The following is a 24,151-nucleotide window of genomic DNA, read 5'->3' as shown; positions in this document are numbered from 1 at the left end:
CCATGATGAACATGAACCCTTTTTACACCAGCCACCGGATCGGTCAACCAATCCTTAAACGATCGGCCTTAGCCTCCGGGCCGCTTTTTAGTGCCTGACGAGATTACTCTGCGCCTGGCTCTTCAGATTTATGTTTTTCTGCGGTTTCTTTGATCAGCGCCTGCAATTCGCCGCGCTGGTACATCTCGATGATGATGTCGCAGCCGCCGACCAGCTCACCGTCCACCCACAGCTGTGGGAACGTTGGCCAGTTAGCGTATTTAGGCAGCTCGGCGCGGATGTCCGGGTTCTGCAGAATATCCACGTAGGCGAAGCGCTCGCCGCAGGCAGACAGTGCCTGAACGGCCTGAGCGGAGAAGCCGCAGCTCGGCAGCTTCGGGGAGCCTTTCATATACAGAAGAATTGGGTTCTCAGCGATCTGGCGTTGAATTTTTTCAATAGTGCTCATTGTCTTGCTTCCTCAAACCTTGATACGGCAATAGCCTGTCATTGTAGCCAGTTGCACCCCGGCCAGAAAACACCATTTTTAGCAGGGTTTTTCTGAACTGCCGGGGCATGCAAACATGCTTTAAGAATAACACTTTTACGGTGCTCGAAAATGAGCAATTTGCCTCATCCGCGATCAATAAAACAGCCGATAACGCCCGGTAATGATTAATTTTCTAGCTATAGCTTCCACTTTTGACCGTTAAATAGTATTTGCCTATTAACATTATCGGCTTTTATGCATTAGAATCGTCGGGTTTCGCAAAAATCATACGCAGGCATGATGGTTAGCATCTTGCCTTCATTTATCAGGGGATTGACGAGTGGCGCGGATAAATAAAATCTCTATCACGCTATGTGCTCTGCTATTTGCTTTGCCCTATACACCTTTGACGCAGGCGTCCGAGCACGTCCGCCACCCTGTTGCACAGAAAAGCCACACGGCGAAAACAACTTCCGGTAAAAGCAACAAGGGCAAAGAGAAAACAAAGGCAAAACAAAAAAGCAGCACAGCCTCCACAAAGAAGTCCGGTAAAAAAGACGCATCACCGGTAAAAGCCAAAGTTGCAAAACGCAGCGCCTCAGGCAAAAGCACCACCCTCGCTAAAACCAGCAGCAAAAAAACCTCTAAGAAAATAGCCGTACAGCCAGCCGCAGCCACCCTTGCCTACACTGAAAAATGCACCCATCGTAAAGGGCATAAAAAGCAGTGCGTGAAGGTGAAGTCTGAAAAGAATCTGACCATCGCTCAGGCGCATAAGGTCAGAGTGCAGAAAGCGCAAAAAACGGCCATGAACAAGCTGATGGGGCAAATTGGCAAACCATACCGCTGGGGTGGCACTTCTCCCCGCACGGGCTTCGACTGCAGCGGGCTAATTTATTACGCTTATAAAGATTTGGTGAACATCCGTATTCCACGCACCGCCAACGAAATGTATCACCTGCGTGATGCCTCTTCCGTTGACCGCGGCGAACTGGAAAGCGGCGACCTGGTCTTCTTCCGTACTCAGGGCCGCGGCACGGCTGACCACGTTGGCGTTTACGTCGGCAACGGTAAATTTATTCAGTCTCCTCGCAGCGGCCGCGATATCCAAATTACTTCTTTGAGCGAAGATTACTGGCAGCGCCATTATGTGGGTGCCCGCCGGGTCATGACGCCAAAAACCATTCGTTAATCTTATCCGCTCCCTTTCGGGGCAATCAGACTGATTAAAACGTTAACAGCCCGACAACGGGCTGTTTCATTTCGCTTTTTCGCACTCCCGTAATTTGTTAACCTTATATCCACACAAAATGTAGTTATATTGTGAAGCAAAATAACAAGGAGTGAAGCAATGTCGTTCGAACTACCCGCCCTGCCCTATGCCAAAGATGCGCTGGCCCCGCATATCTCAGCCGAAACCCTCGAGTACCATTACGGCAAGCATCATCAGACCTACGTCACTAACCTGAACAACCTCGTCAAAGGCAGCCCGTTTGAAGGGAAATCGCTGGAAGAGATCGTGCAAGAGTCTGACGGCGGTATTTTCAATAATGCCGCTCAGGTCTGGAACCATACGTTCTACTGGCACTGCCTGGCACCAAACGCCGGGGGAGAACCTGGCGGAGAAGTGTTGGCCGCCATCAATAACGCGTTTGGCAGCGTGGAAGCATTTAAAAAACAGTTCACCGAAGCGGCCATCAAAAACTTCGGCTCCGGCTGGACCTGGCTTGTGAAGAACAGCGACGGCAGCCTGGCTATCGTCTCGACTTCTAACGCAGGAACTCCGCTCACAACCGGGGCAAAACCGCTGTTGACAGTGGACGTCTGGGAACACGCTTACTACATCGACTACCGCAACGCGCGCCCGGTTTATCTGGACCACTTCTGGGCGCTGGTTAACTGGAACTTTGTTGCGCAAAACCTGGCAGGCTGATTTTCAGTGATGTTTGACCTGTATTAAGGGCCGCTTTTTGCGGCCCTTATTAAATCAGTGCAGTACGGCGGTTAACGCCCCGGCAACAATCAGACTCAGTACGATAACCGTAGTCACTACGGAAAACTTCAGATCGGTACTCATCGTAAGCTCCTTTTATTTCCCTACAAAGCGTAAGTGGGATGATTTTCCCACAATTAACGATAAAAATCCTGCTGGTTTTGCACAGATATCGGTTTTCCCTCTTCCACTTTGCCCCGGGATAAGCCAAAATCCTTCGCTAATTTACCGCGTATCGCCCGGCAACGCCCTCCTCCCGCTGTATGTCGCATCCCCGACAGGCCTGCAACCAACGTGTTGCCCCAGGAGTTAGCGAAGGCAAACGTTTAACACATGAGTTATCAGGAGTTTACGATATGGTCTGGAGTGACATCTAATGGCAACCATTAAGGACGTAGCGAAGCGCGCAAACGTTTCCACTACCACTGTGTCACATGTCATTAACAAGACCCGTTTTGTGGCGGAAGAGACGCGCAACGCCGTCTGGGCAGCTATCAAAGAGCTGCACTATTCGCCGAGCGCCGTGGCGCGCAGCCTGAAGGTCAACCACACCAAATCGATTGGCCTGCTCGCTACCTCCAGCGAAGCGCCCTATTTTGCTGAAATTATCGAGTCGGTTGAGAACAGCTGCTTCGCCAAAGGCTACACCCTGATCCTCGGCAACGCGCACAACAACTTTGAGAAGCAGCAAGCCTACCTGTCGATGATGGCGCAAAAACGCGTCGATGGCCTGCTGGTCATGTGCTCCGAATATCCACAGACCCTGCTCTCTACGCTGGAAGAGTACCGTCATATTCCTATGGTGGTGATGGACTGGGGCGAAGCCCGCGCCGATTTTACCGACTCCGTGGTCGATAACGCCTTCCACGGCGGTTATCTCGCAGGCCGTTACCTGATTGAGCGCGGACACCGCGACATCGGTGCGATCCCGGGCCAGCTGGAGCGTAACACCGGCGGTGGTCGTCACGCTGGCTTCCTGAAAGCGCTTGAAGAAGCCAATATCAAAGTGCCGGAAAATTGGGTGGTTCAGGGCGACTTCGAGCCGGAATCTGGCTATCGCGCCATGCAGCAGCTGCTTAATCAACCGCATCGTCCTACTGCGGTCTTCTGCGGCGGCGATATTATGGCAATGGGTGCGATTTGCGCAGCGGATGAGATGGGGCTGCGCGTGCCGCAGGATATCTCGATTATCGGCTACGATAACGTGCGCAACGCCCGCTATTTCTCTCCGGCGCTGACCACAATCCATCAGCCAAAAGAACGCCTCGGTGAAACGGCCTTTAACATGCTGCTCGACCGCATTATCAACAAACGGGAAGAGTCGCAGACCATAGAAGTCCATCCGCGCCTCATCGAACGCCGCTCGGTGGCCGACGGCCCGTTCCGCGATTACCGCCGCTAAGCCTCTTCAGGAGCCCGGGATTCGTTCCCCGGCTCCTGGAGCCATTCCTGATTCATCGTCTCACTGTCCCCTAAATAGTCCAGCAGCCAGCTCAACGCAGGCGAGGCGTCATCCTGCCGCCACGTCAGGCAACAGGCCGCATCCGGGAACGGGTTCTCCAGCCTCAACTCTTTCCAGTCGCCACGTTCGAGCCACGGTTTCGCAATGTGCGTGGGCACCATGCCAATGCATAATCCTGCCGTCAGGCAATCGGCGCCCGACGCCCAGTCCGGCACCACCACGCGGCGCTGGTTGTCCAGAAGCCAGGTAATGCGCTTGGGCAACGAGCGGGACGTGTCCTCCAGCACCAGCGACGGCCAGGGCCGAATTTCATCATCAAGGATGATCTCCTCGTGTTGCGCAAGCGGATGGTCTGCCGCCACCACGCAGCGCCAGCTCAGTGCGCCCATGTCCCGAAACGCGTAGCGCCCTCCGACGGGGATCGCCTGCGTTGCGCCTATCGCCGCCTCAACGCGCCCGTCCGCCAGCGCATCCCACACGCCGTTGAAAACCTCCTGAAACACCCTCAGCTCGATGTCCGGGAAATGGCGATAAAAATCGAGCACCAGTTGGCGAGTACGCTCCGGCTTCACGATATTATCTACCGCGATGGAGAGATGCCCGCGCCAGCCGTTGGCTATCTGCTGGCACTGCTGGCGCGTTGCCATCATTTTTTTGATAACAGAACGCCCTTCTTTAAGAAAGAAAGCCCCAGCGGCGGTCAGCTCAACGTCCCGATGACGTCGTTCAAACAGCGGTACGGCCAGCCACTCTTCAAGTTGGCGCACGGTATAGCTGATGGCAGAAGGCACACGATGCAACTCCTGCGCTGCCCCGCTGAAACTGCCGTTGCGCGCTACGGCATCCACGACTTCGAGAGAATATTCAGACCACATGTTTTTTGCCTGCAAAAAATTTGAATGCAACGCGCAAATATTAGCGTTTCACAAGCGGTTTTGCACTCCGTAGACTCCTGCCCCGTTAACCTGCTATCAAAATCAAGAGTGAAATATGCAACCATCAAAGGGATTTCTTATCTGGCTGGCTGGCCTGAGCGTACTCGGCTTTCTCGCCACAGACATGTACCTGCCCGCCTTTGCGGCCATTCAGCAAGACCTGGGGACTAACGCCTCGGCGGTGAGCGCCAGCCTGAGCCTGTTCCTGGCGGGCTTTGCCTTTGCCCAGCTTGTCTGGGGGCCGCTTTCCGATCGTTTCGGGCGTAAACCCGTGCTGCTGATTGGCCTGGCGATGTTTGCCGTCGGCTGCATCGGGATGCTTTGGGTGCGGGATGCAACGTCGCTTCTGGTCCTGCGTTTTATCCAGGCCGTGGGCGTTTGTTCCGCCGCGGTCAGCTGGCAGGCGCTGGTAACCGACTATTACCCGGCCAACCGTGCAGGCCGTATCTTTGCCACGATTATGCCGCTGGTAGGGCTTTCTCCGGCGCTGGCACCGCTGCTGGGAAGCTGGCTGCTGAACCATTTTGAATGGCAGGCCATTTTTGCCGTACTGTTTGCCATCGCTTTGCTGCTGATGATCCCTACGCTACGCCTCAAGCCTCGTACTCAGCACCACGAGCAAACCGCAGACAACAAGGTCAGCTTCTTCTCTTTATTACGCTCTCGTATTTACGGCGGTAACGTGCTGATTTACGCCGCCTGCTCCGCCAGCTTCTTCGCCTGGCTGACCGGCTCGCCGTTTATCCTGAATGAGATGGGCTACGGCCCGGCAGCGATTGGCCTGAGCTATATGCCGCAGACGGTCGCTTTCCTGGTGGGCGGCTATGGCTGCCGCAGCGCGCTGCAAAAATGGAACGGCAAGCAACTGCTGCCGTGGCTGCTAGCGCTTTATGCCCTGAGCGTTGTGGCGACGTGGGGCGTGGCGGTCAGCGGCTATGCTGACCTGACGCTGTTGCTGATCCCGTTCTGCATCATGGCTGCGGCAAACGGTGCCATCTACCCGATCGTTGTCGCCTCTGCGCTGCTGCCGTTCCCGCAGGCAACCGGGAAAGCAGCAGCGCTGCAAAACACCCTTCAGCTTGGGCTTTGCTTCCTCGCAAGCCTGATGGTTTCCTGGCTGGTGACGACCCCGCTTATCACCACCACCAGCGTGATGCTGGCGACTATCCTGCTTGCCGCGCTGGGGTATGCCCTGCAGAAAACGGCCGGTCGTGAGGCTGAAAGCGAGACTCGCCGTGAGTTTTCTAACGCACAGTAACAGCAGCGATAATGTGAATATTGTGTGATTAGCTTGCTAACAATATTCCGTTGAACCCTCAATAAAACGGGCTTATAGTAATGGCGGTTCTGCTATAAGCCTTATCAATTTTATTTTTGCGGAAGCCGGAGCGCTTCCGTTTTTCCATGGATGGCCTTTCAGTAAGGGAGAATCCTTCCTTTCTCTGTTCTACGTCGGATATCAGGCACGCGGATTTTTCCGTGAGAGTTCTCACAAGCCGTGAATAGCGTCTACGCTGTTTTAAGGTTCTGATCACAACAAGGTGATGGAGAAGCTATGAGTTCATCGTGTATAGAAGAAGTGAGCGTACGAGATAACGAATGGTATCGTATCGCAAATGAAATGCTGAGTCGGGCAGGTATTACGCTCAACGGCTCAAACCCTTTCGATATTCAGGTTAAAAACCCGGATTTTTTTAAACGCGTTCTGCAGGAAGGTTCCCTCGGCCTTGGCGAAAGCTATATGGACGGCTGGTGGGAATGCGAACGGCTGGATATCTTTTTCACCAAAGTCCTGCGCGCCGGGCTGGAAAATCAACTGCCCCATCATTTCAAAGATACCCTGCGTATCGCGGCGGCAAGGCTGGTTAACCTGCAGTCGAAGAAACGCGCCTGGATAGTCGGCAAAGAACATTACGATCTCGGCAACGACCTGTTCAACCGAATGCTCGACAAGCACATGCAGTATTCCTGCGGCTACTGGAAAGAAGCTACCAATCTCAGCGAAGCGCAGGACGCCAAGCTCAAAATGATCTGCGAAAAACTTCAGCTTAAACCCGGCATGAAGCTGCTGGACATCGGCTGCGGTTGGGGCGGTCTTGCCGAGTATGCCGCACGAAACTACGACGTTTCAGTCTTCGGCGTCACCATCTCTGCGGAACAACAAAAAATGGCGCAGGCGCGCTGCAAAGGCCTGGATGTGACCATCCTTCTGCAGGATTACCGCGACCTGAATGAGCAATTTGACCGCATTGTCTCCGTCGGGATGTTTGAGCACGTTGGGCCAAAAAATTATGCCACCTACTTTGAGGTTGCCGACCGCAATCTCAAACCAGACGGTATTTTCCTGCTGCACACGATAGGTTCTAAAAAGACCGACAACAACGTCGATCCGTGGATTAATAAGTACATTTTCCCTAACGGTTGCCTGCCTTCTGTGCGTCAGATTGCCGACGCCAGCGAGCCGCATTTTGTGATGGAAGACTGGCACAACTTCGGCGCCGACTATGACAAAACGCTGATGGCCTGGCACGAACGTTTTCTCGCCAGCTGGCCGGAAATCGCCGATAACTACTCTGAACGCTTTAAAAGGATGTTTAGCTACTACCTGAACGCCTGCGCCGGTGCTTTCCGGGCACGCGATATCCAACTTTGGCAGGTAGTCTTCAGCCGCGGCATCGAGCACGGTCTGCGCGTTCCTCGCTAAAACCAGCCCGGCGTTTGCCGGGTTTTTTCATTTTCAATTGTCTCTCCTTGCGCACCAATGTGATTAGCCTCACAGGTTTAGGCCTGTCTGAGCGTGGCGGCTTGATCTGCTTAACAGATATCGTTTCCTGCCATAGAAACCGGTTTCATCAATCACAGACAATCACGACATTGACCGAATAAATGATTGCCTGTCGGAGATGACAGGCCTGACCGTGAGGATAACGATGAAATACGCATTTCCTGAGCATTTCTGGTGGGGCAGCGCCGCTTCCGGCCCACAAACCGAAGGTGAAGCGCTGAATTTTGGCAAGTCTGAAACCATCTGGGATCGATGGTTCGCCGAGCAGCCGAACCGTTTCCACCACGGCGTCGGGCCGCAAAATACCTCCACGTTCTATCAGCGCTGGAAGCAGGACATCGCCCTGCTGAAAAAGCTCAACCATAATACCTTCCGCACCTCGATTTCCTGGGCTCGCCTGATCCCGGACGGCACCGGCGAAGTCAACCCGCTGGCGGTGGAGTTCTACAATAAGGTGATAGACGAGCTGCTAGCCCAGGGCATTAAGCCGTTTATTAACCTGTACCATTTTGATATGCCAATGGTGATGCAGGAAAAAGGTGGCTGGGAAAGCCGTGAAGTGGTTGACGCTTATGCCGCCTACGCCAATACCTGCTTTGAACTGTTCGGCGACCGAGTGAAGCACTGGTTTACCTTTAATGAGCCGGTTGTGCCGGTTGAATGCGGCTACCTCTATGACTACCACTATCCTAACGTGGTGGATTTCAACCGCGCGGTAACCGTGGCCTACCACACCATGATTGCCCATGCGAAAGCGGTTAAGGCTTACCACGCGCGTAATGACGACGGTCAGATTGGCATCATTCTTAACTTAACGCCTTCTTACCCGCGCTCGCAGAACCCTGCAGACGTGAAGGCGGCAAACCTGGCTGACCTGATGTTCAACCGCAGCTTCCTCGACCCGGCGCTGCGTGGCGAATACCCAGCAGAGCTTATTGCCTTCCTGAAAGAGCACAATAAGCTGCCGGCCTGCCAGCCGGAAGATAATGCCCTGCTTGCCGCAGGCGTCGTAGACCTGCTCGGCATTAACTACTACCAGCCGCGCCGCATTAAATGCCGCGACACGCTGGTTAACCCGGAGAGTCCGTTTATGCCGGAGTGGTTCTTTGAGTCCTATGAGATGCCTGGGCGCAAAATGAACCCTTATCGCGGCTGGGAGATTTACGAGCGTGGGATCTACGATATCCTGACCAATCTGCGCGAAAACTACGGCAACCCGGCCTGCTATATTTCAGAAAATGGCATGGGCGTGGAAAACGAGCAGCGCTTTATCAAGGCCGGGCAGATAGACGATGATTACCGCATCGATTTCGTCCGCGACCATCTGAAGTGGCTGCATAAAGGCATCAGCGAGGGCAGCAACTGTCTTGGCTACCATATGTGGACCTTTATTGATAACTGGTCCTGGTGCAACGCCTACAAAAACCGCTATGGATTTGTCTCGCTGGATCTCAATACCCAGCAGCGTACCATCAAGAAAAGCGGCGAATGGTTTATGAAAACCGCCGCAGAAAACGGGTTTAACGAGCAGGACTAACAAACAAAAACGGGGCCAAATGGCCCCGTTTTGTTATGGCTTGAAACGTTTATTCGCCGGCAGGAATTGCCGCCACCAGCGCCGCCTCGCGGCTGGCCAACACGCGCTCAACGGTGTCGACAATCGCCTGGGTCTGCGGGTCGATTTCAATGTTCACGCGTTGCCCCAGCTTTTTAGCGCCGAGAGTAGTACGCTCCAGCGTTTCTGGGATCAGGTGTACACAAAAACGCGTTGCGGTCACCTCGCCCACCGTCAGGCTAATACCGTCGATGCCCACGTATCCTTTATAAAGGATGTATTTCATCAGGGCTTTATCCTGAATCTTAAACCAGATTTGGCGGTTATTTTCTGAGGTCAGAATTTTAGAAATTTCTGCCGTGGTCATAATATGGCCCGACATTAAATGGCCGCCGATTTCATCGTTAAATTTGGCCGCACGCTCTACGTTAACGCTGTCGCCCACGTTTAACTCACCGAGGTTGGTAATACGCAGCGTCTCTTTCATCAGGTCAAAGCTGACGTGATTCCCGTTAATTTCGGTCACCGTCAGGCAGCAGCCGTTGTGCGCTACCGAAGCACCGGTTTCAAGGTCTGGCAGCATTTCAGTTGGCATATCAATAACGTGGGTGCGGAAATTCGGTTTCTCATCGATGGAAACCAGGGTAGCCGTGCCCTGCACAATACCTGTAAACATCTAAAAACTCCTGGTAAATCACATGCGGTAACGCTACCGCCTTTAACAGACATTTTCGCACTTTAGCAGTTGGAAAATAAGCTTGCCAGCGCTCCTCGTGCTCACGCTATATTTTTGACTGGCGTATAAATAAACTCTCGCTACAATAGACTGGCTATCTCCCCTGTTCATCTTCTTGCTGCCTGTTTTGGCGGCTTTTTTAGTCTCTAATACATATAAAAATAATCAGGTGTAAACATGCAGAAGTACCTCACCGAAGCTCGCCAGCTCCTTGCCCTGGCGATACCTGTCATCATCGCGCAGGTCGCTCAAACCGCAATGGGATTCGTCGATACCGTCATGGCCGGTGGCTACAGCGCTACCGACATGGCGGCCGTTGCCATCGGCACCTCTATCTGGCTGCCCGCAATTCTCTTTGGCCACGGGCTGCTATTGGCCTTAACGCCAACCGTGGCGCAACTTAACGGCTCGGGCCGACGCGAGCGCATTGCGCACCAGGTTCGCCAGGGATTCTGGCTGGCCGGCATGGTCTCCGTACTGGTGATGGTGGTGCTCTGGAACGCGGGCTATATCATTCATGCCATGCACAACATCGATCCGGAACTGGCGGATAAAGCCGTACGTTACCTGCGCGCGCTGCTTTGGGGGGCACCGGGTTATCTGTTCTTCCAGGTAGGACGTAACCAGTGCGAAGGCCTGGCAAAAACCAAGCCTGGCATGGTGATGGGCTTTATTGGCCTGCTGGTGAACATTCCGGTTAACTATATCTTTATTTACGGCCATTTCGGCATGCCGGAATTGGGCGGCGTGGGCTGCGGTGTGGCAACGGCGGCGGTTTACTGGGTGATGTTCTTCAGCATGCTTTCCTATATCAAGAAAGCCCGCTCGATGCGCGACATTAAAAACCCGGACGATTTCAGTAAACCGGACTGGGCGGTGCTTAAACGTTTAAGCCAGCTTGGGCTGCCGATTGCACTGGCGTTATTCTTCGAAGTGACGCTGTTCGCCGTCGTCGCCCTGCTTGTTTCTCCGCTAGGCATTACCGACGTTGCCGGCCACCAGATTGCGCTTAACTTTAGCTCGCTGATGTTTGTGTTACCGCTTTCATTAGGCGCAGCGGTGACCATCCGGGTTGGCTTCCGCCTTGGCCAGGGCTCAACCCTGGACGCGCAGGTCGCCGCACGCACCGGCGTTGGCGTGGCGATTTGCCTGGCGATGTGTACGGCGCTGTTTACCGTCACCTTCCGCGAGCACATCGCACTGCTTTATAACGACAACCCGGCGGTTGTGGCGCTGGCTGCGCACCTGATGCTGCTGGCGGCGATTTACCAAATCTCCGACTCGATTCAGGTTATCGGCAGCGGCGTGCTGCGCGGCTATAAAGATACGCGTTCGATCTTCTTTATCACCTTTATCGCCTATTGGGTGCTCGGCCTGCCGAGCGGCTATGTGCTGGCGCTTACCGACTGGGTGGTTGAACCGATGGGGCCAGCAGGGTTCTGGATTGGCTTTATTGTCGGCCTGACCTCCGCCGCTATTCTGATGATGCTGCGCATGCGCTGGCTGCAACGTCAGCCTTCCGTCACTATCCTGCAGCGTGCTGCACGTTAATTAAACAGATGTAGCCGCGTCAGCGGCTACTTTCTCAACACTCTGCGCAGATGCTCGGCAATTGCGTGAAATCTGGAATAAAATTGCGAGTTTCCCCTTGCAAGCCCCGAGGTGTATCGCTAATATTCGTCCCCGCTGTCGCCAAGACAACAATGCGTTCATAGCTCAGTTGGTTAGAGCACCACCTTGACATGGTGGGGGTCGTTGGTTCGAGTCCAATTGAACGCACCATTTTCAGATATTCAGTGCGTCCGTAGCTCAGTTGGTTAGAGCACCACCTTGACATGGTGGGGGTCGGTGGTTCGAGTCCACTCGGACGCACCATATTTGCTAAAGCAGTTCCCTTCTGTATTCGCTTTTCTTCAACCTGATAAACTCCAAATTTCATTTTTACACGCAAGCCGTAGCGCATGAAAACCTCAATTTTAGCGTTTTGAGCGTCCGGCGGTGTTTTGGGATGCGAAAGCCCGAAAGGTTGCATATCATAAAGCGAGTTATTCACTAAACCATGACAGGTGACCTATGGAAATCGATCTCGATAATCTGGTTTTTTCCGGATTAGATGAAGCCGAAGCGCGCAACGCCGAGCGCCAGGAAGACGCAGACAAAAAAGCTCAGGCCGTAGTGGCCGATGACGACTGCGGCGACGCCTGCAAAATCTGATAAAAAGACCGGCTTACTCAGCCGGTTTTTTTATGTTACGCCAATCTTCTCACAGCAATACATTTCACTTCTACCAGCAGCCCCGGGCGAGCCAGTTCGGACACCCCGACGCAAGTCCAGGCACAGTGCCCTCTCGGGAATAGGGCATCTTTCACCTCCCGGAAAACATCCATATGTTCCTTCATGTCTACGTGGTAAGTCGTCATCTCCACGACATCCTCAAAGCTGCAGCCCGCTGCCTGCAGGACCAGACGCAGGTTTTCCCAACAGGCCATAAATTGCGCCCTTGGGTCAGCGATTACCTGTAAATCAGGCGAGCGCCCCACCTGACCCGCGCAATAAACCGTGTTGCCTACCACCACCGCGGGCGCATAACCCGCCCGCTCAGCAAGCACTTGCATGGACGGTGGCATAATAATTTCTCTGTCTGACACGACTTTCTCTCCCCTTTATTCAAAGGCGCGCAATCCGCACGCCCGCAGATGAATCATTTTTATCTCACCCGATATTGCCCGGGTTTAGCGCATCTTCCAGGAATCTTATCGCGTTTCTCAGCGCCTGGTCTGCCTCCGGCAATATCCCGGCAAACAAATGCCAGACGTGAAACATTTCCGGCCAAACTTCCAGCGTGGTGCGAACCCGGCTTTCGCTCATGTGGGACGCAAGGCGAATGGCGTCGCTCAGCATCACCTCGTTTTCACCAACCTGTATCAGCGTGGGAGAAAGTCCTTGTACATCGGCAAAAACCGGAGAGGCGTCCGGATGTGTGGGCAGCTCTCCGGCAAGAAAACTTCGGGCCAGTTGGTTCAGGAAAGCTACGCTGCATAAAGGATCCAGCCCATCCCGAACCGTTGCAGATGCGCCGCTATGCGTTAAGTTAGCCCACGGCGAAATCGCCACGGCGGCGGCGGGTAATGCAAGGCCCGCATCGCGCACTTTACGCATCAGCGTGACAACCATCGCGCCACCGGCAGAATCCCCCGAGATAGTCAGCGAGCGCGGATTTATACCCTGCTCAAGCAAGGTTCGGTAGGCCTGAAATACGTCATCAATTGGCGTCGGGAAAGGAAACTCAGGCGCCTGACGATAATCAACCGCAAACACTTTAGCCTTCAGGCCGCAAGCATAACGTCCGGTTAATCCCCGATAGGCTTCTACCCCACCGTGAACGTAGCCACCGCCATGAATGTAAAGCATCACCCGGCCATCAATGACCTCCGCAGGCGTGACCAACATTGTCCCAACGCCGCCCAGGCTGACGTGAGCAAAGGTTGCACCCTCCACGGCAGGGAACAATTTATCAAGCTGTTTCACATACTCAGCCCGAACCTCTTTCCAGTCGGCATCAGACTGGCCATACACCTTCTTCACAACCGGCCCGGCGGCTTTTATCCAGCCCTTAAGGGTTGCCTGGGCGTTATCAGGAAGCATTTATTTCTCCATTGTCTACTGTGATTAAACAAAAAAGATTATGCTCAATGATTTGACGAAAAGGGTTCACCAATGCCGATCCGCTCAGGCGCTAAAAACCATTCAGAACTCGATCTCGGCAGCCTGCGTGTTTTCGTGGCCATCGCGGAAAGCGGGAGCTTTGTCGCCGGAGGAAAAGCGCTGGGATTAACCCGTTCCGCGGCGGGTAAAGCGATTGCACGCCTCGAAGCACAGCTGGAAACACGACTATTTAACCGCACAACGCGAAGCGTCGCTCTGACCCGCGATGGCTACGGTTTTTATGAGCGCTGTGCGCAGATTTTGCAGGATATTGAAGAAGCAGAAGCCAGCATCCGGCAGAATTTTTCCAGCCCCAGCGGAGTGCTTCGGCTCAGCGTCCCGGAAACGTGGGGCAAAGTTGTGCTACTGCCCTTTCTGAAACACATCCTGGCGACGTGGCCCCGGCTGGATATTGAAGTCAACTTCACCGACCGCGTGGTGGACCTCGTCGCAGAGGGGTTCGATCTCAGCCTACGACTGGGCAATTTGCCGAAAGATTCGCAGCTTATTGCACGAACCGTGCAGCGCATTCGCCCTCATCTTTTTGCCTCTCCGGACTATCTGGCCAACTCTGGCGTGCCGGGCGTGCCGGAAGATCTTCGCCTGCACCAGCGCCTGATTTACGGCCTGAGCCCGCAAACGGCAGACTGGACGCTGTTCACGGCCGGCAATGAAAACGTGGTGGTTGAAGGGCACAGCAGGATCCGCTTCGACAGTGGAGAAGCTATTTGCGCCGCCGCTGTTGCAGGCTTAGGCATCGCTTTTCTGCCTGCTTTTCTGGTGGCCCGGTATGTCGCAGAGGGCACGCTGGTGCCTGTGCTGCCTGAATCAGGCGGCGCGCCTCTGAGCATGAACGTGGTGTACCCTAATCGAAAACATCTGCCGGCCAAAGTCAGGCTGTTTATCGACAGCCTGGTGGAGCATCTGTCAATTTAGCCACACGCTGACAGACAGAAAATGCGGCGCCCATAATGGTCCTCATGAGATTGTCCCCCGCGTTTGCCTGATACACGTTTTGGCGGCCGCGGCGCGAATAAAGCCAGCCAGAACAATAACTAAAAAGCTCAAACATTCATCAGACGGCAAAAACAGGGCTTGTCAACGCCCAAATCGCCAGTCATAATAATGTCACTTCCCGCTGTGGAAGTTAAAAAAGTAACAAACTCAATGACTTACTTTTTTATCAGTCATACCCAGTGCGTTCATAGCTCAGTTGGTTAGAGCACCACCTTGACATGGTGGGGGTCGTTGGTTCGAGTCCAATTGAACGCACCATTTCTTTTTCTTTTCATTACTTCCGAAACCCCACAAACATCTTGCAACGCCCCGATAACAACTCGCTGTAAAACTGTGCACTCCGTCGCTGAATCAGCGGTTTTGGTTCCTTTTCCACTCAACTTTATCTATACTACGCGCGTTCTTAACTTGAATGGTTTCAGCTCATTGGACTCCTTTTTTATACAACAACATTGTCTGACGCTTTCCCCGGCTGAACCACAAGCACACTTTCCTCTGCACGCTTTATTTCTGTCACCTATCCTTACCAGGTGCCACGTTCAACACCACAGTATTCTTTTAAGCTCCGGCAGCCCTGTCTTCCGGAACCGAGTTTTAACAATCCTCCTCAACTTATAGATAAGACTGTCATGAAAAAGACTAAAATCGTTTGCACCATCGGTCCAAAAACCGAATCTGAAGAGATGCTGACCAAAATGCTCGACGCGGGCATGAACGTAATGCGTCTGAACTTCTCCCACGGTGACTATGAAGAACACGGTCAGCGCATCAAAAACCTGCGCAATGTAGTCGCTAAAACCGGTAAAAAAGCCGCTATCCTGCTGGATACCAAAGGCCCAGAAATCCGTACCATCAAGCTGGAAGGCGGTAACGACGTTGCGCTGAAAGCCGGTCAAACCTTTACTTTCACCACCGACAAATCCGTAGTCGGTAACAGCGAAATCGTTGCGGTAACCTACGAAGGTTTCACCAACGATCTGTCCGTTGGCAACACCGTACTGGTCGATGATGGCCTGATTGGCATGGAAGTTACCGCCATCGAAGGTAACAAAGTTATCTGTAAAGTGCTGAACAACGGCGACCTGGGCGAGAACAAAGGCGTTAACCTGCCGGGCGTGTCCATCGCGCTGCCAGCGCTGGCTGAAAAAGACAAACAAGACCTGATCTTCGGCTGCGAGCAGGGCGTTGACTTCGTGGCTGCTTCCTTCATCCGTAAGCGTTCTGACGTGGTTGAAATTCGTGAGCACCTGAAGGCTCACGGCGGCGAGAAGATCCAGATCATCTCCAAAATTGAAAACCAGGAAGGCCTGAACAACTTCGACGAAATCCTCGAAGCGTCTGACGGCATCATGGTTGCTCGTGGCGACTTGGGCGTTGAAATCCCGGTTGAAGAAGTTATCTTCGCGCAGAAGATGATGATCGAGAAATGTGTTCGTGCACGTAAAGTGGTTATCACCGCGACCCAGATGCTCGACTCTATGATCAAAAACCCACGCCCTACCCGTGCGGAAGCCGGTGACGTTGCTAACGCCATCATCGACGGCACCGACGCAGTTATGCTGTCCGGTGAGTCTGCAAAAGGTAAATACCCGCTGGAAGCTGTGACCATCATGGCAACCATCTGCGAACGTACCGACCGCGTGATGAGCAGCCGTCTGGACAACAACAACGACAGCCGTAAACTGCGCATCACCGAAGCCGTTTGCCGTGGCGCTGTTGAAACCGCAGAGAAGCTGGAAGCGCCGCTGATCGTGGTTGCCACCCAGGGCGGTAAATCCGCGAAGGCCGTGCGTAAATACTTCCCTAACGCGACCATCCTGGCGCTGACCACCAACGAAGTGACCGCGCGTCAGCTGGTGCTGAGCAAAGGCGTTGTGACGCAGATGGTGAAAGAAATTGCCTCTACCGACGACTTCTATCGTATGGGTAAAGAAGTGGCGCTGGAAAGCGGCCTGGCTCGCAAAGGCGACATCGTGGTGATGGTTTCTGGCGCACTGGTCCCAAGCGGCACCACCAACACCGCGTCGGTACATGTTCTGTAATTGACTTGTTAACAAGTTTAATTGCCAAAAAGCGCCTTCGGGCGCTTTTTTTATATCCGCAGCAAACAGATCTTAATAAAAAAGCAAATCGAATTTTACTATTTAAGCCTGCTTTTTATTAAGATGAATCCGATGAAACTCCCCTGTTTTCTCTGTTTTTTTTAACTTTCCGGCTCGGTTCGGTGCTTCTTTGAGCGAACGATCAAATTTAAGGGTATTCCCAACAAAAATTTATTCTCATCACAAAAAAGTTTGTGTAATACTTGTAACGCTACATGGAGATTAACTCAATCTAGAGGGTATTAATAATGAATCGTACTAAACTGGTACTGGGCGCGGTAATCCTGGCTTCTACTATGCTGGCAGGTTGTTCTTCTAACGCTAAAATCGATCAACTGTCTTCTGACGTTCAGACTCTGAACGCTAAAGTTGATCAGCTGAGCAACGACGTGAACGCAGTGCGTTCTGACGTTCAGGCTGCTAAAGACGACGCAGCTCGCGCTAACCAGCGTCTGGACAACCAGGCTCACTCTTACCGTAAGTAAGAGTCACTGGTATAAAATGGCGCACAATGTGCGCCATTTTTTTTGCCTGTCGTTTTACCGCTTATCGCTACTGCGTGGCGCTCGTCGCCTCTTCCGCATTCACCACCCCATTCTTAGCCGACTGCACGGCTGTCGCCGCCGCAGGCGTTTGCCCGGCTGACACAACCACCGGATAGCCTGCACGCCTGTACAGCGCCTTCTCCACTAAAGGTTTATCCACGCCGTCACCGCCACGGAATTCGCTAAAGCCAGCCGGCAGCACGTAAGGCATGGTTTGGGTATTCTGCTGCTCATCATGGGAAAGCGGCCGATGCACTTCGACATAGCGCACGCCGTTTGGCTCAACGGAGAATTTAACCGGATCGTTAATCACCCGTACCGGCGTCCCCGTTCTTGCCTGCTCGAACAGCGCCTTAATATCAGGCGCGTTCATCCTGATGCACCCTGAACTCACGCGCAGCCCAACGCTGTCCGGGGCACTGGTGCCGTGGATCAGATATTCCCCGTTACCATATGCCAGACGCATGGCAAAACGCCCCAGCGGGTTATTTGGCCCCGCGGGCACGACAGGCGGCAGCTTGATCCCTCTCTCCAGCGAACGTTGGCGAATACCCGCCGTCGGGGTCCAGGTTGGATTAGGGATTTTTTGCCCGATTTTCGTGGTCATCAGCGGCGTTTCCAGCCCCTGCAGGCCGATGCCAATCGGGTAAACCTGCACGATATTCTGGCCCGGCGGGAAGTAATAGAGTCGCAGTTCGGCCAGATTCACCACGATGCCTTCACGCGGGACATCGGGCAACAGAAGCTGACTGGGAATGGTCAGCACCGTGCCGGACCTGGGCACCGGCGCGATGGTGTTATTCGCCTCAAGCAGCAGCATCGCGCCGGTGTCAAAACGCCGGGCAATGGCCTGCAGGTTACGATCGCCTTCCTGGACGGTATAAGTCTGGTTTTGACCAATCAGGCGGCTGCCTTCTGGCGGTAAGGGATAATCAAGGGCTAAAGCGGGTTGAATGGCGCTAAGCGCGCCGATGATGGCCAGTGTGAGTAAAGACGCGTATTTCATACTTTTTATTCCTGTAGTCGCGCTGGCGGGCGCCAGCAGGCTGAAAACAAGCGAGGCGGAAAACCACCTCGCAAAACAGGACCATAGGTATGATTAAGTTTAGCTAAACTTAGCTGAGAGTGGAGGCTTTGTTGCGAATTGAGCGAATCATCGCTTCCAGCCCCTGGGAGCGGGACGGCGTCAGGTGCTGAGCGAGCGCCATTTTTTCAAACCACGGTCGCACGTCAAAGGCCACGATATCCTGCGGCGTCATCTGCTGATAGAGAATAAACACGATAGCGATAAGCCCCTTAACAATAGCGGCATCGCTGTCACCTTCCAGCGTAATTACCCCGTCAGGCTGCTGGTGCATGACTATCCACACCTGACTCTGGCAGCCCTGAATAATGTTCTCCGGCTTGTGCTGGTCCACCGCCAGTTCCGGCAGGCGGCTACCCAGTTCAATAATGTAGAGATACTTCTCTTCCCAGTTCGCACAGCGGCTGAAGTTTTTTAGCAGTTTTTCTTTATCCGGCAGCGTGGCCATGACCGTCTCCGTTATCCTAACAGGCTGTGGATACGCTGCAGGCCAGCGACCAGGCGATCCACTTCTTGCTCGGTATTGTACATGGCAAAAGCGGCACGGCACATGGCAGGCACGTTGTAAAACGCCATCAGCGGCATCGCGCAATGGTGACCGGTACGCACCGCAATGCCGTAGTTGTCGAGAAAGCTGCCGACGTCATAGGCATGGTGTTTACCGAGATTGAATGCGAGCACGCCACGGCGTTCGTCAGGGCCATAAACGACCAGGTCAGGAACGGCCTTGAGCGCGTTTTGAGCGTAGCGCATTAACGAGCGCTCATACTCGCCAATCGCCTCCATACCGAGCCCCTCAACGTAGCTCAGCGCGGCACCCAGCCCGATGATACCGGCCGTGTTTGGCGTACCCGCTTCAAAGCGCCACGGCGCTGCGGCGTAGGTTGTGCCTTCGGTCAGGCTGACCGTGGCAATCATCGAACCCCCGCCTTCCCACGGCGGCATATCCTGCAGAATGCTCTCCCTGACATAGAGCACGCCGATGCCGGTCGGCCCATAAATTTTGTGCCCGGAGAAGAGATAAAAATCACAGTCCAGCGCCGCCACGTCGGTCACGTGGTGCATTACGGCCTGCGCGCCGTCCACCAGCACTTTGACGCCAGCCTGATGAGCCGTGGCTATCATCTCTTTGACCGGATTCTCGGTGCCAAGCACGTTAGAAACGTGCGTAATGGCCAATAACTTTGTGCGCTCGTCGATAAGCGTCGGGAAAACCTCAAGCTGCAGCGTACCGTCCTGGTTCAGCGGGATAATACGCAGATCCGCGCCGGTACGTTCACACAGCATCTGCCACGGCACGATGTTAGCGTGATGCTCCATGGCGCTAATGATGATGTTATCCCCGGCCTGCACGTTGGCGTTGCCCCAGCTGTTGGCCACGAGGTTTATCCCCTCTGTGGTGCCACGGACAAAGACAATTTCTTCCGGTTTAGCGGCGTTGATGAACCGTGCCGTCTGGCTACGCACGTTTTCCATCAGCGTGGTAGCTTCTGCACTCAGCGTGTGAATGCCGCGATGCACCGCAGCGTAGCCGTTGCGGTAAAACTCAAGCTCGGCGTCAATCACCGCCTGTGGTTTCTGCGCGCTGGCAGCGCTGTCGAGGTAGGCCAGCGGCTGCCCGTTGACCTCGCGGCTCAGGATAGGGAAATCCGCCCTGACCTGCTCAATTGAAAAACTCATGCCTTGCCCCCTGCAAAGCGCCGGGCGATACGCGCCAGCACCTGCTGTTTTAAGGCCTCGTCGCGAATACTTTCGGTAAGCTCTGCGGCAAAGGCGAAGATAATCATCTGCTGCGCGGCCCGTTCGCTAATACCGCGCGAGCGCAGGTAGAACATCTGCTCGTCGTCAATACGCCCAATGGTCGCACCGTGGCTGCACTTCACGTCATCGGCGTAGATTTCCAGCTGCGGCTTGGTGTCCACTTCCGCAAGACGGCCAAGCAGCAGGTTGTTGTTGGTCATCTGTCCGTCGGTTTTAATCGCGTGCTGGGCCACTTTGATCATGCCGTTAAACACCGCGCGGCCTTTATCACGCACGATAGTTTTATGCAGCTGACGGCTGTTGCAATAACCCTTGTTGTGCTCAAGCCAGGTTCGGGTATCGCACACTTCGTTATTCACCGGCAGCGCAAGGCTGTTGATGTGCAGCTGGTTGTTCTCGCCGTTAAGCTGCGTGCTGGTGTTGTGCCGCAGTACCGCCGCCCCCAACAAGAAGCTGTTACTGTGAACCGTCGAGTCCTGCTCAATCAGCAGATCGTTGTGGGCAAAGTGGTAGCTGGCCGCATTTTCAAACGCCAGCTTATAGTGGTTGAGCTGCGCGTTGGCGGCCACTTCGACGGTAAATCGCGAGCCGGTAAAATGTGCCGCATCGTCAAGGCTGACAAAGTGCTCTATCACCGTGGCCTGAGCCCCCTGCTCAAGCACCAGATGGTGACGATAATGCGCCGTCGCCATCTCCTGCCCTGCGCTACCGCGAGTAACGTGCATCAGCAGCAGCGTTTTAGCAGGTTGGGTGTTACGCGCCACGCGGATATGCGTCACCGTCTCCGCCAGGCTTTCCGTAAGATGCAGGAAAACTTCACCCTGTACCGGCGCCGGCAGCGTTTGCCTGTCATCGTCGATGCTAATCGCAAAGCCGCTGTCTGCCGCGTTATCGCTCAGCTCAGCGCTGAAATGCCCGTCAACAAACACCAGCCGCAGCGCATCTACAGGCAAAGCCAGGTCATCACGCTGCTGCGCGCTCAATGGCGACTGTGGCGCGAGCACAAACTGGTTGTTCAGCAGGCCGTCGAGCGGCGTGTATTTCCAGTTTTCATGCTTGCGCGTCGGCAGCCCCAGACGCAGCAGCTGCTGCATATGCTGCTGGGCTACCTGCGAGCGCCCGGTCCCCTGTGCCTCAAACAGATGATGCCACTGCTGGAGGGCGTTGCCGTTACTGCTGTTCGGTAAGCCAGCCATAACCCTGCTCCTCCAGTTGTTTCACCAGGCTGAAATCGCCAGATTTAACGATGCGCCCCTGATACAGCACGTGAACAAAGTCAGGCTTGATGTAGTCCAGAATGCGCTGGTAGTGGGTGACCACGATAAATGAGCGTTTGCCGTCGCGCAGCGAGTTAACGCCCTCGGCGACAATCTTCAGGGCATCGATGTCCAGCCCGGAGTCGGTTTCATCGAGAATGCACAGCTCCGGCTCCAGCACCGCCATCTGCAGAATATCGTTACGCTTCTTCTCCCCGCCGGAGAAGCCGACGTTCACCGAGCGGGTGAGCAAATCTTCCGGCATTTGCAGCAGCTTGATTTTCTCTTCCATCAAATCCTGGAAGTCGAAGCGGTCCAGCGACTCCAGGCCACGGTATTCACGCACCGCATTCAGAGCGGTTTGCAGGAAGAACTGGTTGCTGACGCCGGGAATTTCCACCGGATACTGGAAGGCCATAAAGATGCCTTCACCGGAACGGTCTTCCGGCGACAGCTCCAGCAAATCTTTGCCCTTGAACTGAACCGAGCCGCCGGTCACCTCGTAGTCTTCACGCCCGGCAAGCGTGGCGGACAGGGTACTTTTGCCGGAGCCGTTCGGCCCCATGATGGCGTGGACTTCGCCCGGCTTCACTTCGAGGTTTAAGCCGCGCAGGATCTCTTTGTCCTCAACGCTGACCTGTAAATCTTTAATGCTTAACATAGTTTTCCCTTAATCCTTAACCGACGCTGTGTTCGAGGCTGATGGCTAATAATTTTTGTGCTTCCACCGCGAATTCGAGCGGTAACTCTGAGAACACGTCTTTGCAGAACCCGTTGACGATCATTGAGATGGCGTCATCTTCGCTGATCCCGCGCTGCAGGCAGTAGAACAGCTGATCTTCACCAATGCGTGACGTGGTAGCTTCGTGCTCCAGCTGCGCCGTGTTGTTCCGACACTCCACGTACGGGAAGGTATGCGCCCCGCTGTCCGGCCCGATCAACATTGAGTCGCACTGGGTGAAGTTACGGGCGTTGGTGGCCGTCGGCATAATTTTCACCAGGCCACGGTAGCTGTTCTGGCTACGACCGGCGGAGATCCCTTTCGAAATGATCGTCGATTTGGTGTTCTTGCCGATGTGGATCATTTTGGTGCCGGTATCCGCCTGCTGATGGCCGGAGGTCAGCGCCACGGAGAAGAACTCGCCGATGGAGTTGTCGCCACGCAGGATCACGCTCGGGTATTTCCAGGTGATGGCGGAGCCGGTTTCCGACTGCGTCCAGGACATCTTGCTATTCTCACCTTCGCACAGGGCGCGCTTGGTGACGAAGTTCAGGATGCCGCCGGTGTTGTTATCGCCCGGGAACCAGTTTTGCACCGTGGAGTACTTCACTTCGGCATCGCGGTGAATAATGACTTCCACCACCGCGGCGTGCAGCTGATAGCTGTCACGAACCGGCGCGGAACAGCCTTCGATGTAGCTCACGTAGCTGCCTTCATCTGCCACTAAAATCGTGCGTTCGAACTGGCCGGTTTTTTCCGCGTTAATGCGGAAGTAGGTGGACAGTTCCATCGGGCAGCGCACGCCTTTCGGGATGTAGATAAAGGTGCCGTCGGAAGCGACTGCGGCGTTAAGCGCGGCGAAGAAGTTGTCGTTTGACGGCACCACGGTACCCAGATATTTTTTCACCAGCTCCGGGTAATCGTGAATGGCCTCGCCGAAGGAGCAGAAGATAATCCCCTGCCCGGAGAGTTTTTCGCGGTAGGTCGTCGCCACGGAAACGGAGTCAAAAATGGCGTCGACGGCCACTTCACTGCCTTCCCGCACCGGGACGCCCAGTTGTTTAAACGCCTCTTCCACTTCGTTAGTCAGGAAGGCATTAGGCGGCTGCTGAACCGCGCCAGGCTGCGAGGCACAGGTATCGTCACAGCTGCCGCAGGACGGCGCGGAGTAGTAGCTGTAATCCTGATAGTTAAGCTTGTCGTAATTGGCCTTCAGCCAGTGCGGCTCTTCCATTTTCAGCCACGCATGGAACGCGTTCAGGCGAAACTCCAGCATCCAGTCCGGCTCGTTACGACGGGCAGAAATTGCCCGAACCACCTCTTCGTTTATGCCCTTCGCCAGCTGCTCGGTTTGCAGCTGGGTGAAAAAGCCCTCTTTATAATTGAGGTTTCCGGTCCAGGTTTTGACATCGTCAGTTGCTTCAGTATTACGAGACATAGTACCGCCTATACCCCAAAGCTTTCGCCGCAGCCGCACTCGTGCTGCGCTTTCGGGTTATTAAATTTAAAGATCTGATTCAGGCCTTCGCGCACGTAATCCACTTCGGTGCCGTCAATAAAAGGCATGGCGGAGAGCGGCACCCACAGGCGCGCGCCGTCGAACTCATAAACCAGGTCGTCCGGCTTTGGCTCGGTGACCGTGTCCAGTACGTAGCCAAAACCTGCGCAGCCCGTCTGTTTGATGCTCAGGCGTATGCCCTGTAGCTCGGGTTGTTTTGCAGCCAGGTCGCGAATATGCGCGCTGGCGGCCGGAGTCAGGGTCAGCCCCTGCCAGGCAAAATCGTTGGGATCAAAGGAACCGGTTTGCACATCCATTCTTCACCTCATCATTCTCTGCGCCCGAAGGCCGATACCCTTATGTTAATGATAACAATTATCAATACAACGTTATGAAAACAGGGGTATTCGCGAAACGCTGGTTTTTTGCGCGTCTTTACTAAGGATAGACCGTCGGCAAACTCTTGCAGATGGCGAAAAGAGCTGTTTAAACCACTGGTGTAAAAGGAAATATCAAAGAAGAAAAGC

At 54.3% G+C, this 24,151-nt stretch carries 24 protein-coding genes and 3 tRNA genes; 14 read left to right on the top strand and 13 right to left on the bottom strand.

Going from position 1 to position 24,151, the window contains the following annotated elements:
• Positions 1 to 103: 103 nt before the first annotated feature.
• A complete protein-coding gene (locus tag ACE38U_RS17615; RefSeq protein ID WP_008456474.1) occupies positions 104 to 448 on the bottom strand; it encodes a Grx4 family monothiol glutaredoxin in 345 nt (114 codons plus the stop codon).
• A gap of 361 nt (positions 449 to 809) precedes the next feature.
• On the opposite strand from ACE38U_RS17615, the gene ACE38U_RS17610 reads away from it, so the two are divergent.
• Both ACE38U_RS17610 and sodB read left to right on the top strand, forming a co-directional pair.
• Positions 810 to 1,661, top strand: a complete 852-nt coding sequence (locus ACE38U_RS17610) for a C40 family peptidase (RefSeq protein WP_375530239.1) — start codon at positions 810 to 812, stop codon at positions 1,659 to 1,661.
• 159 nt (positions 1,662 to 1,820) lie between these two features.
• Complete coding sequence (gene sodB / locus ACE38U_RS17605) at positions 1,821 to 2,402, top strand: superoxide dismutase [Fe] (protein ID WP_375530238.1); 582 nt, start codon at positions 1,821 to 1,823, stop codon at positions 2,400 to 2,402.
• 54 nt (positions 2,403 to 2,456) lie between these two features.
• Here sodB and cydH read toward each other — a convergent pair whose 3' ends face one another.
• Positions 2,457 to 2,546: a cytochrome bd-I oxidase subunit CydH gene (gene cydH / locus ACE38U_RS17600; protein WP_008456477.1), complete on the bottom strand. Its 90-nt coding sequence runs from the start codon at positions 2,544 to 2,546 to the stop codon at positions 2,457 to 2,459.
• A 292-nt stretch (positions 2,547 to 2,838) separates the two neighbouring features.
• Here cydH and purR point away from each other — a divergent pair, with 292 nt between their 5' ends.
• Complete coding sequence (gene purR / locus ACE38U_RS17595) at positions 2,839 to 3,864, top strand: HTH-type transcriptional repressor PurR (protein ID WP_038473223.1); 1,026 nt, start codon at positions 2,839 to 2,841, stop codon at positions 3,862 to 3,864.
• Here purR and punR read toward each other — a convergent pair.
• Complete coding sequence (gene punR, locus ACE38U_RS17590) at positions 3,861 to 4,799, bottom strand: DNA-binding transcriptional activator PunR (protein ID WP_176981131.1); 939 nt, start codon at positions 4,797 to 4,799, stop codon at positions 3,861 to 3,863. The two genes, purR and punR, sit on opposite strands and share 4 nt — an antisense overlap.
• Positions 4,800 to 4,914: 115 nt before the next feature.
• On the opposite strand from punR, the gene punC reads away from it, so the two are divergent.
• The 3 genes from punC to gmuD all read left to right on the top strand — a co-directional run bounded on the left by punC (position 4,915) and on the right by gmuD (position 9,181).
• Positions 4,915 to 6,117 carry a purine nucleoside transporter PunC gene (gene punC / locus ACE38U_RS17585; RefSeq protein ID WP_038473228.1) on the top strand — a complete coding sequence of 401 codons (1,203 nt, stop codon included), beginning with the start codon at positions 4,915 to 4,917 and terminating at the stop codon, positions 6,115 to 6,117.
• 297 nt (positions 6,118 to 6,414) lie between these two features.
• Complete coding sequence (gene cfa / locus ACE38U_RS17580) at positions 6,415 to 7,563, top strand: cyclopropane fatty acyl phospholipid synthase (RefSeq protein ID WP_038473231.1); 1,149 nt, start codon at positions 6,415 to 6,417, stop codon at positions 7,561 to 7,563.
• 226 nt (positions 7,564 to 7,789) lie between these two features.
• Positions 7,790 to 9,181, top strand: a complete 1,392-nt coding sequence (gmuD, locus tag ACE38U_RS17575) for a 6-phospho-beta-glucosidase GmuD (RefSeq protein WP_375530237.1) — start codon at positions 7,790 to 7,792, stop codon at positions 9,179 to 9,181.
• A 49-nt stretch (positions 9,182 to 9,230) separates the two neighbouring features.
• Here the strand turns inward: gmuD and ACE38U_RS17570 are convergent, their stop codons facing one another.
• Positions 9,231 to 9,875 (bottom strand): riboflavin synthase, encoded by a 645-nt coding sequence (locus ACE38U_RS17570; RefSeq protein WP_038473236.1) that lies wholly within the window; start codon positions 9,873 to 9,875, stop codon positions 9,231 to 9,233.
• A gap of 237 nt (positions 9,876 to 10,112) precedes the next feature.
• Here ACE38U_RS17570 and mdtK point away from each other — a divergent pair, with 237 nt between their 5' ends.
• The 4 genes from mdtK to ACE38U_RS17550 all read left to right on the top strand — a co-directional run bounded on the left by mdtK (position 10,113) and on the right by ACE38U_RS17550 (position 12,149).
• Positions 10,113 to 11,486: an MdtK family multidrug efflux MATE transporter gene (gene mdtK / locus ACE38U_RS17565; protein WP_038473238.1), complete on the top strand. Its 1,374-nt coding sequence runs from the start codon at positions 10,113 to 10,115 to the stop codon at positions 11,484 to 11,486.
• A gap of 154 nt (positions 11,487 to 11,640) precedes the next feature.
• A tRNA-Val gene (locus tag ACE38U_RS17560) sits at positions 11,641 to 11,717 on the top strand.
• Between the two features lie 16 nt (positions 11,718 to 11,733).
• Positions 11,734 to 11,810, top strand: a tRNA-Val gene (locus tag ACE38U_RS17555).
• Positions 11,811 to 12,008: 198 nt separating this feature from the next.
• Positions 12,009 to 12,149 carry a hypothetical protein gene (locus ACE38U_RS17550; protein WP_096754119.1) on the top strand — a complete coding sequence of 47 codons (141 nt, stop codon included), beginning with the start codon at positions 12,009 to 12,011 and terminating at the stop codon, positions 12,147 to 12,149.
• A gap of 35 nt (positions 12,150 to 12,184) precedes the next feature.
• Here the strand turns inward: ACE38U_RS17550 and ACE38U_RS17545 are convergent, their stop codons facing one another.
• Both ACE38U_RS17545 and ACE38U_RS17540 read right to left on the bottom strand, forming a co-directional pair.
• On the bottom strand, positions 12,185 to 12,583 hold the full coding sequence (locus ACE38U_RS17545) for a RidA family protein (RefSeq protein ID WP_375530236.1): 399 nt from the start codon (positions 12,581 to 12,583) through the stop codon (positions 12,185 to 12,187).
• A gap of 64 nt (positions 12,584 to 12,647) precedes the next feature.
• Entirely contained in the window at positions 12,648 to 13,580 is a 933-nt protein-coding gene (locus tag ACE38U_RS17540) for an alpha/beta hydrolase (protein WP_375530235.1), read from the bottom strand.
• Between the two features lie 72 nt (positions 13,581 to 13,652).
• Here ACE38U_RS17540 and ACE38U_RS17535 point away from each other — a divergent pair, with 72 nt between their 5' ends.
• From ACE38U_RS17535 to ACE38U_RS17520, 4 genes are all read left to right on the top strand, one after another.
• The gene (locus tag ACE38U_RS17535; RefSeq protein ID WP_375530234.1) at positions 13,653 to 14,576 is read left to right on the top strand and encodes a LysR family transcriptional regulator; all 924 of its coding nucleotides are present in this window, start codon (positions 13,653 to 13,655) and stop codon (positions 14,574 to 14,576) included.
• A 262-nt stretch (positions 14,577 to 14,838) separates the two neighbouring features.
• Positions 14,839 to 14,915 (top strand) — tRNA-Val (locus ACE38U_RS17530).
• A gap of 371 nt (positions 14,916 to 15,286) precedes the next feature.
• Entirely contained in the window at positions 15,287 to 16,699 is a 1,413-nt protein-coding gene (gene pykF, locus ACE38U_RS17525) for a pyruvate kinase PykF (RefSeq protein ID WP_038473246.1), read from the top strand.
• Positions 16,700 to 17,007: 308 nt separating this feature from the next.
• Positions 17,008 to 17,244, top strand: coding sequence for a major outer membrane lipoprotein (locus ACE38U_RS17520; protein ID WP_008456504.1), 237 nt, complete (start codon positions 17,008 to 17,010; stop codon positions 17,242 to 17,244).
• Positions 17,245 to 17,311: 67 nt separating this feature from the next.
• Here the strand turns inward: ACE38U_RS17520 and ldtE are convergent, their stop codons facing one another.
• The 7 genes from ldtE to sufA all read right to left on the bottom strand — a co-directional run bounded on the left by ldtE (position 17,312) and on the right by sufA (position 23,941).
• The gene (ldtE, locus tag ACE38U_RS17515; RefSeq protein ID WP_038473249.1) at positions 17,312 to 18,310 is read right to left on the bottom strand and encodes a L,D-transpeptidase LdtE; all 999 of its coding nucleotides are present in this window, start codon (positions 18,308 to 18,310) and stop codon (positions 17,312 to 17,314) included.
• A 109-nt stretch (positions 18,311 to 18,419) separates the two neighbouring features.
• Complete coding sequence (gene sufE, locus ACE38U_RS17510) at positions 18,420 to 18,836, bottom strand: cysteine desulfuration protein SufE (RefSeq protein ID WP_375530233.1); 417 nt, start codon at positions 18,834 to 18,836, stop codon at positions 18,420 to 18,422.
• Positions 18,837 to 18,847: 11 nt separating this feature from the next.
• Positions 18,848 to 20,068 (bottom strand): cysteine desulfurase SufS, encoded by a 1,221-nt coding sequence (gene sufS, locus ACE38U_RS17505; RefSeq protein WP_375530232.1) that lies wholly within the window; start codon positions 20,066 to 20,068, stop codon positions 18,848 to 18,850.
• Positions 20,065 to 21,345, bottom strand: coding sequence for a Fe-S cluster assembly protein SufD (gene sufD / locus ACE38U_RS17500; RefSeq protein WP_038473257.1), 1,281 nt, complete (start codon positions 21,343 to 21,345; stop codon positions 20,065 to 20,067). Before sufD ends, sufS begins: the two co-directional genes overlap by 4 nt.
• On the bottom strand, positions 21,320 to 22,066 hold the full coding sequence (gene sufC / locus ACE38U_RS17495) for a Fe-S cluster assembly ATPase SufC (protein ID WP_038473260.1): 747 nt from the start codon (positions 22,064 to 22,066) through the stop codon (positions 21,320 to 21,322). The genes sufD and sufC overlap by 26 nt, the downstream gene beginning before the upstream one ends.
• 16 nt (positions 22,067 to 22,082) lie before the next feature.
• Entirely contained in the window at positions 22,083 to 23,564 is a 1,482-nt protein-coding gene (gene sufB, locus ACE38U_RS17490) for a Fe-S cluster assembly protein SufB (RefSeq protein ID WP_154186131.1), read from the bottom strand.
• Between the two features lie 8 nt (positions 23,565 to 23,572).
• Positions 23,573 to 23,941, bottom strand: a complete 369-nt coding sequence (gene sufA, locus ACE38U_RS17485) for a Fe-S cluster assembly scaffold SufA (RefSeq protein ID WP_038473265.1) — start codon at positions 23,939 to 23,941, stop codon at positions 23,573 to 23,575.
• Between the last annotated feature and the right edge of the window lie 210 nt (positions 23,942 to 24,151).

Origin of the sequence: Cedecea selenatireducens (assembly GCF_042138895.1) — a bacterium.
In the GTDB taxonomy this organism is placed as follows: Bacteria; Pseudomonadota; Gammaproteobacteria; order Enterobacterales; family Enterobacteriaceae; genus Cedecea; species Cedecea selenatireducens.
Note: the sequence above shows the minus strand (reverse complement) of the source record. Positions and strands in the feature narration are given on the sequence as shown.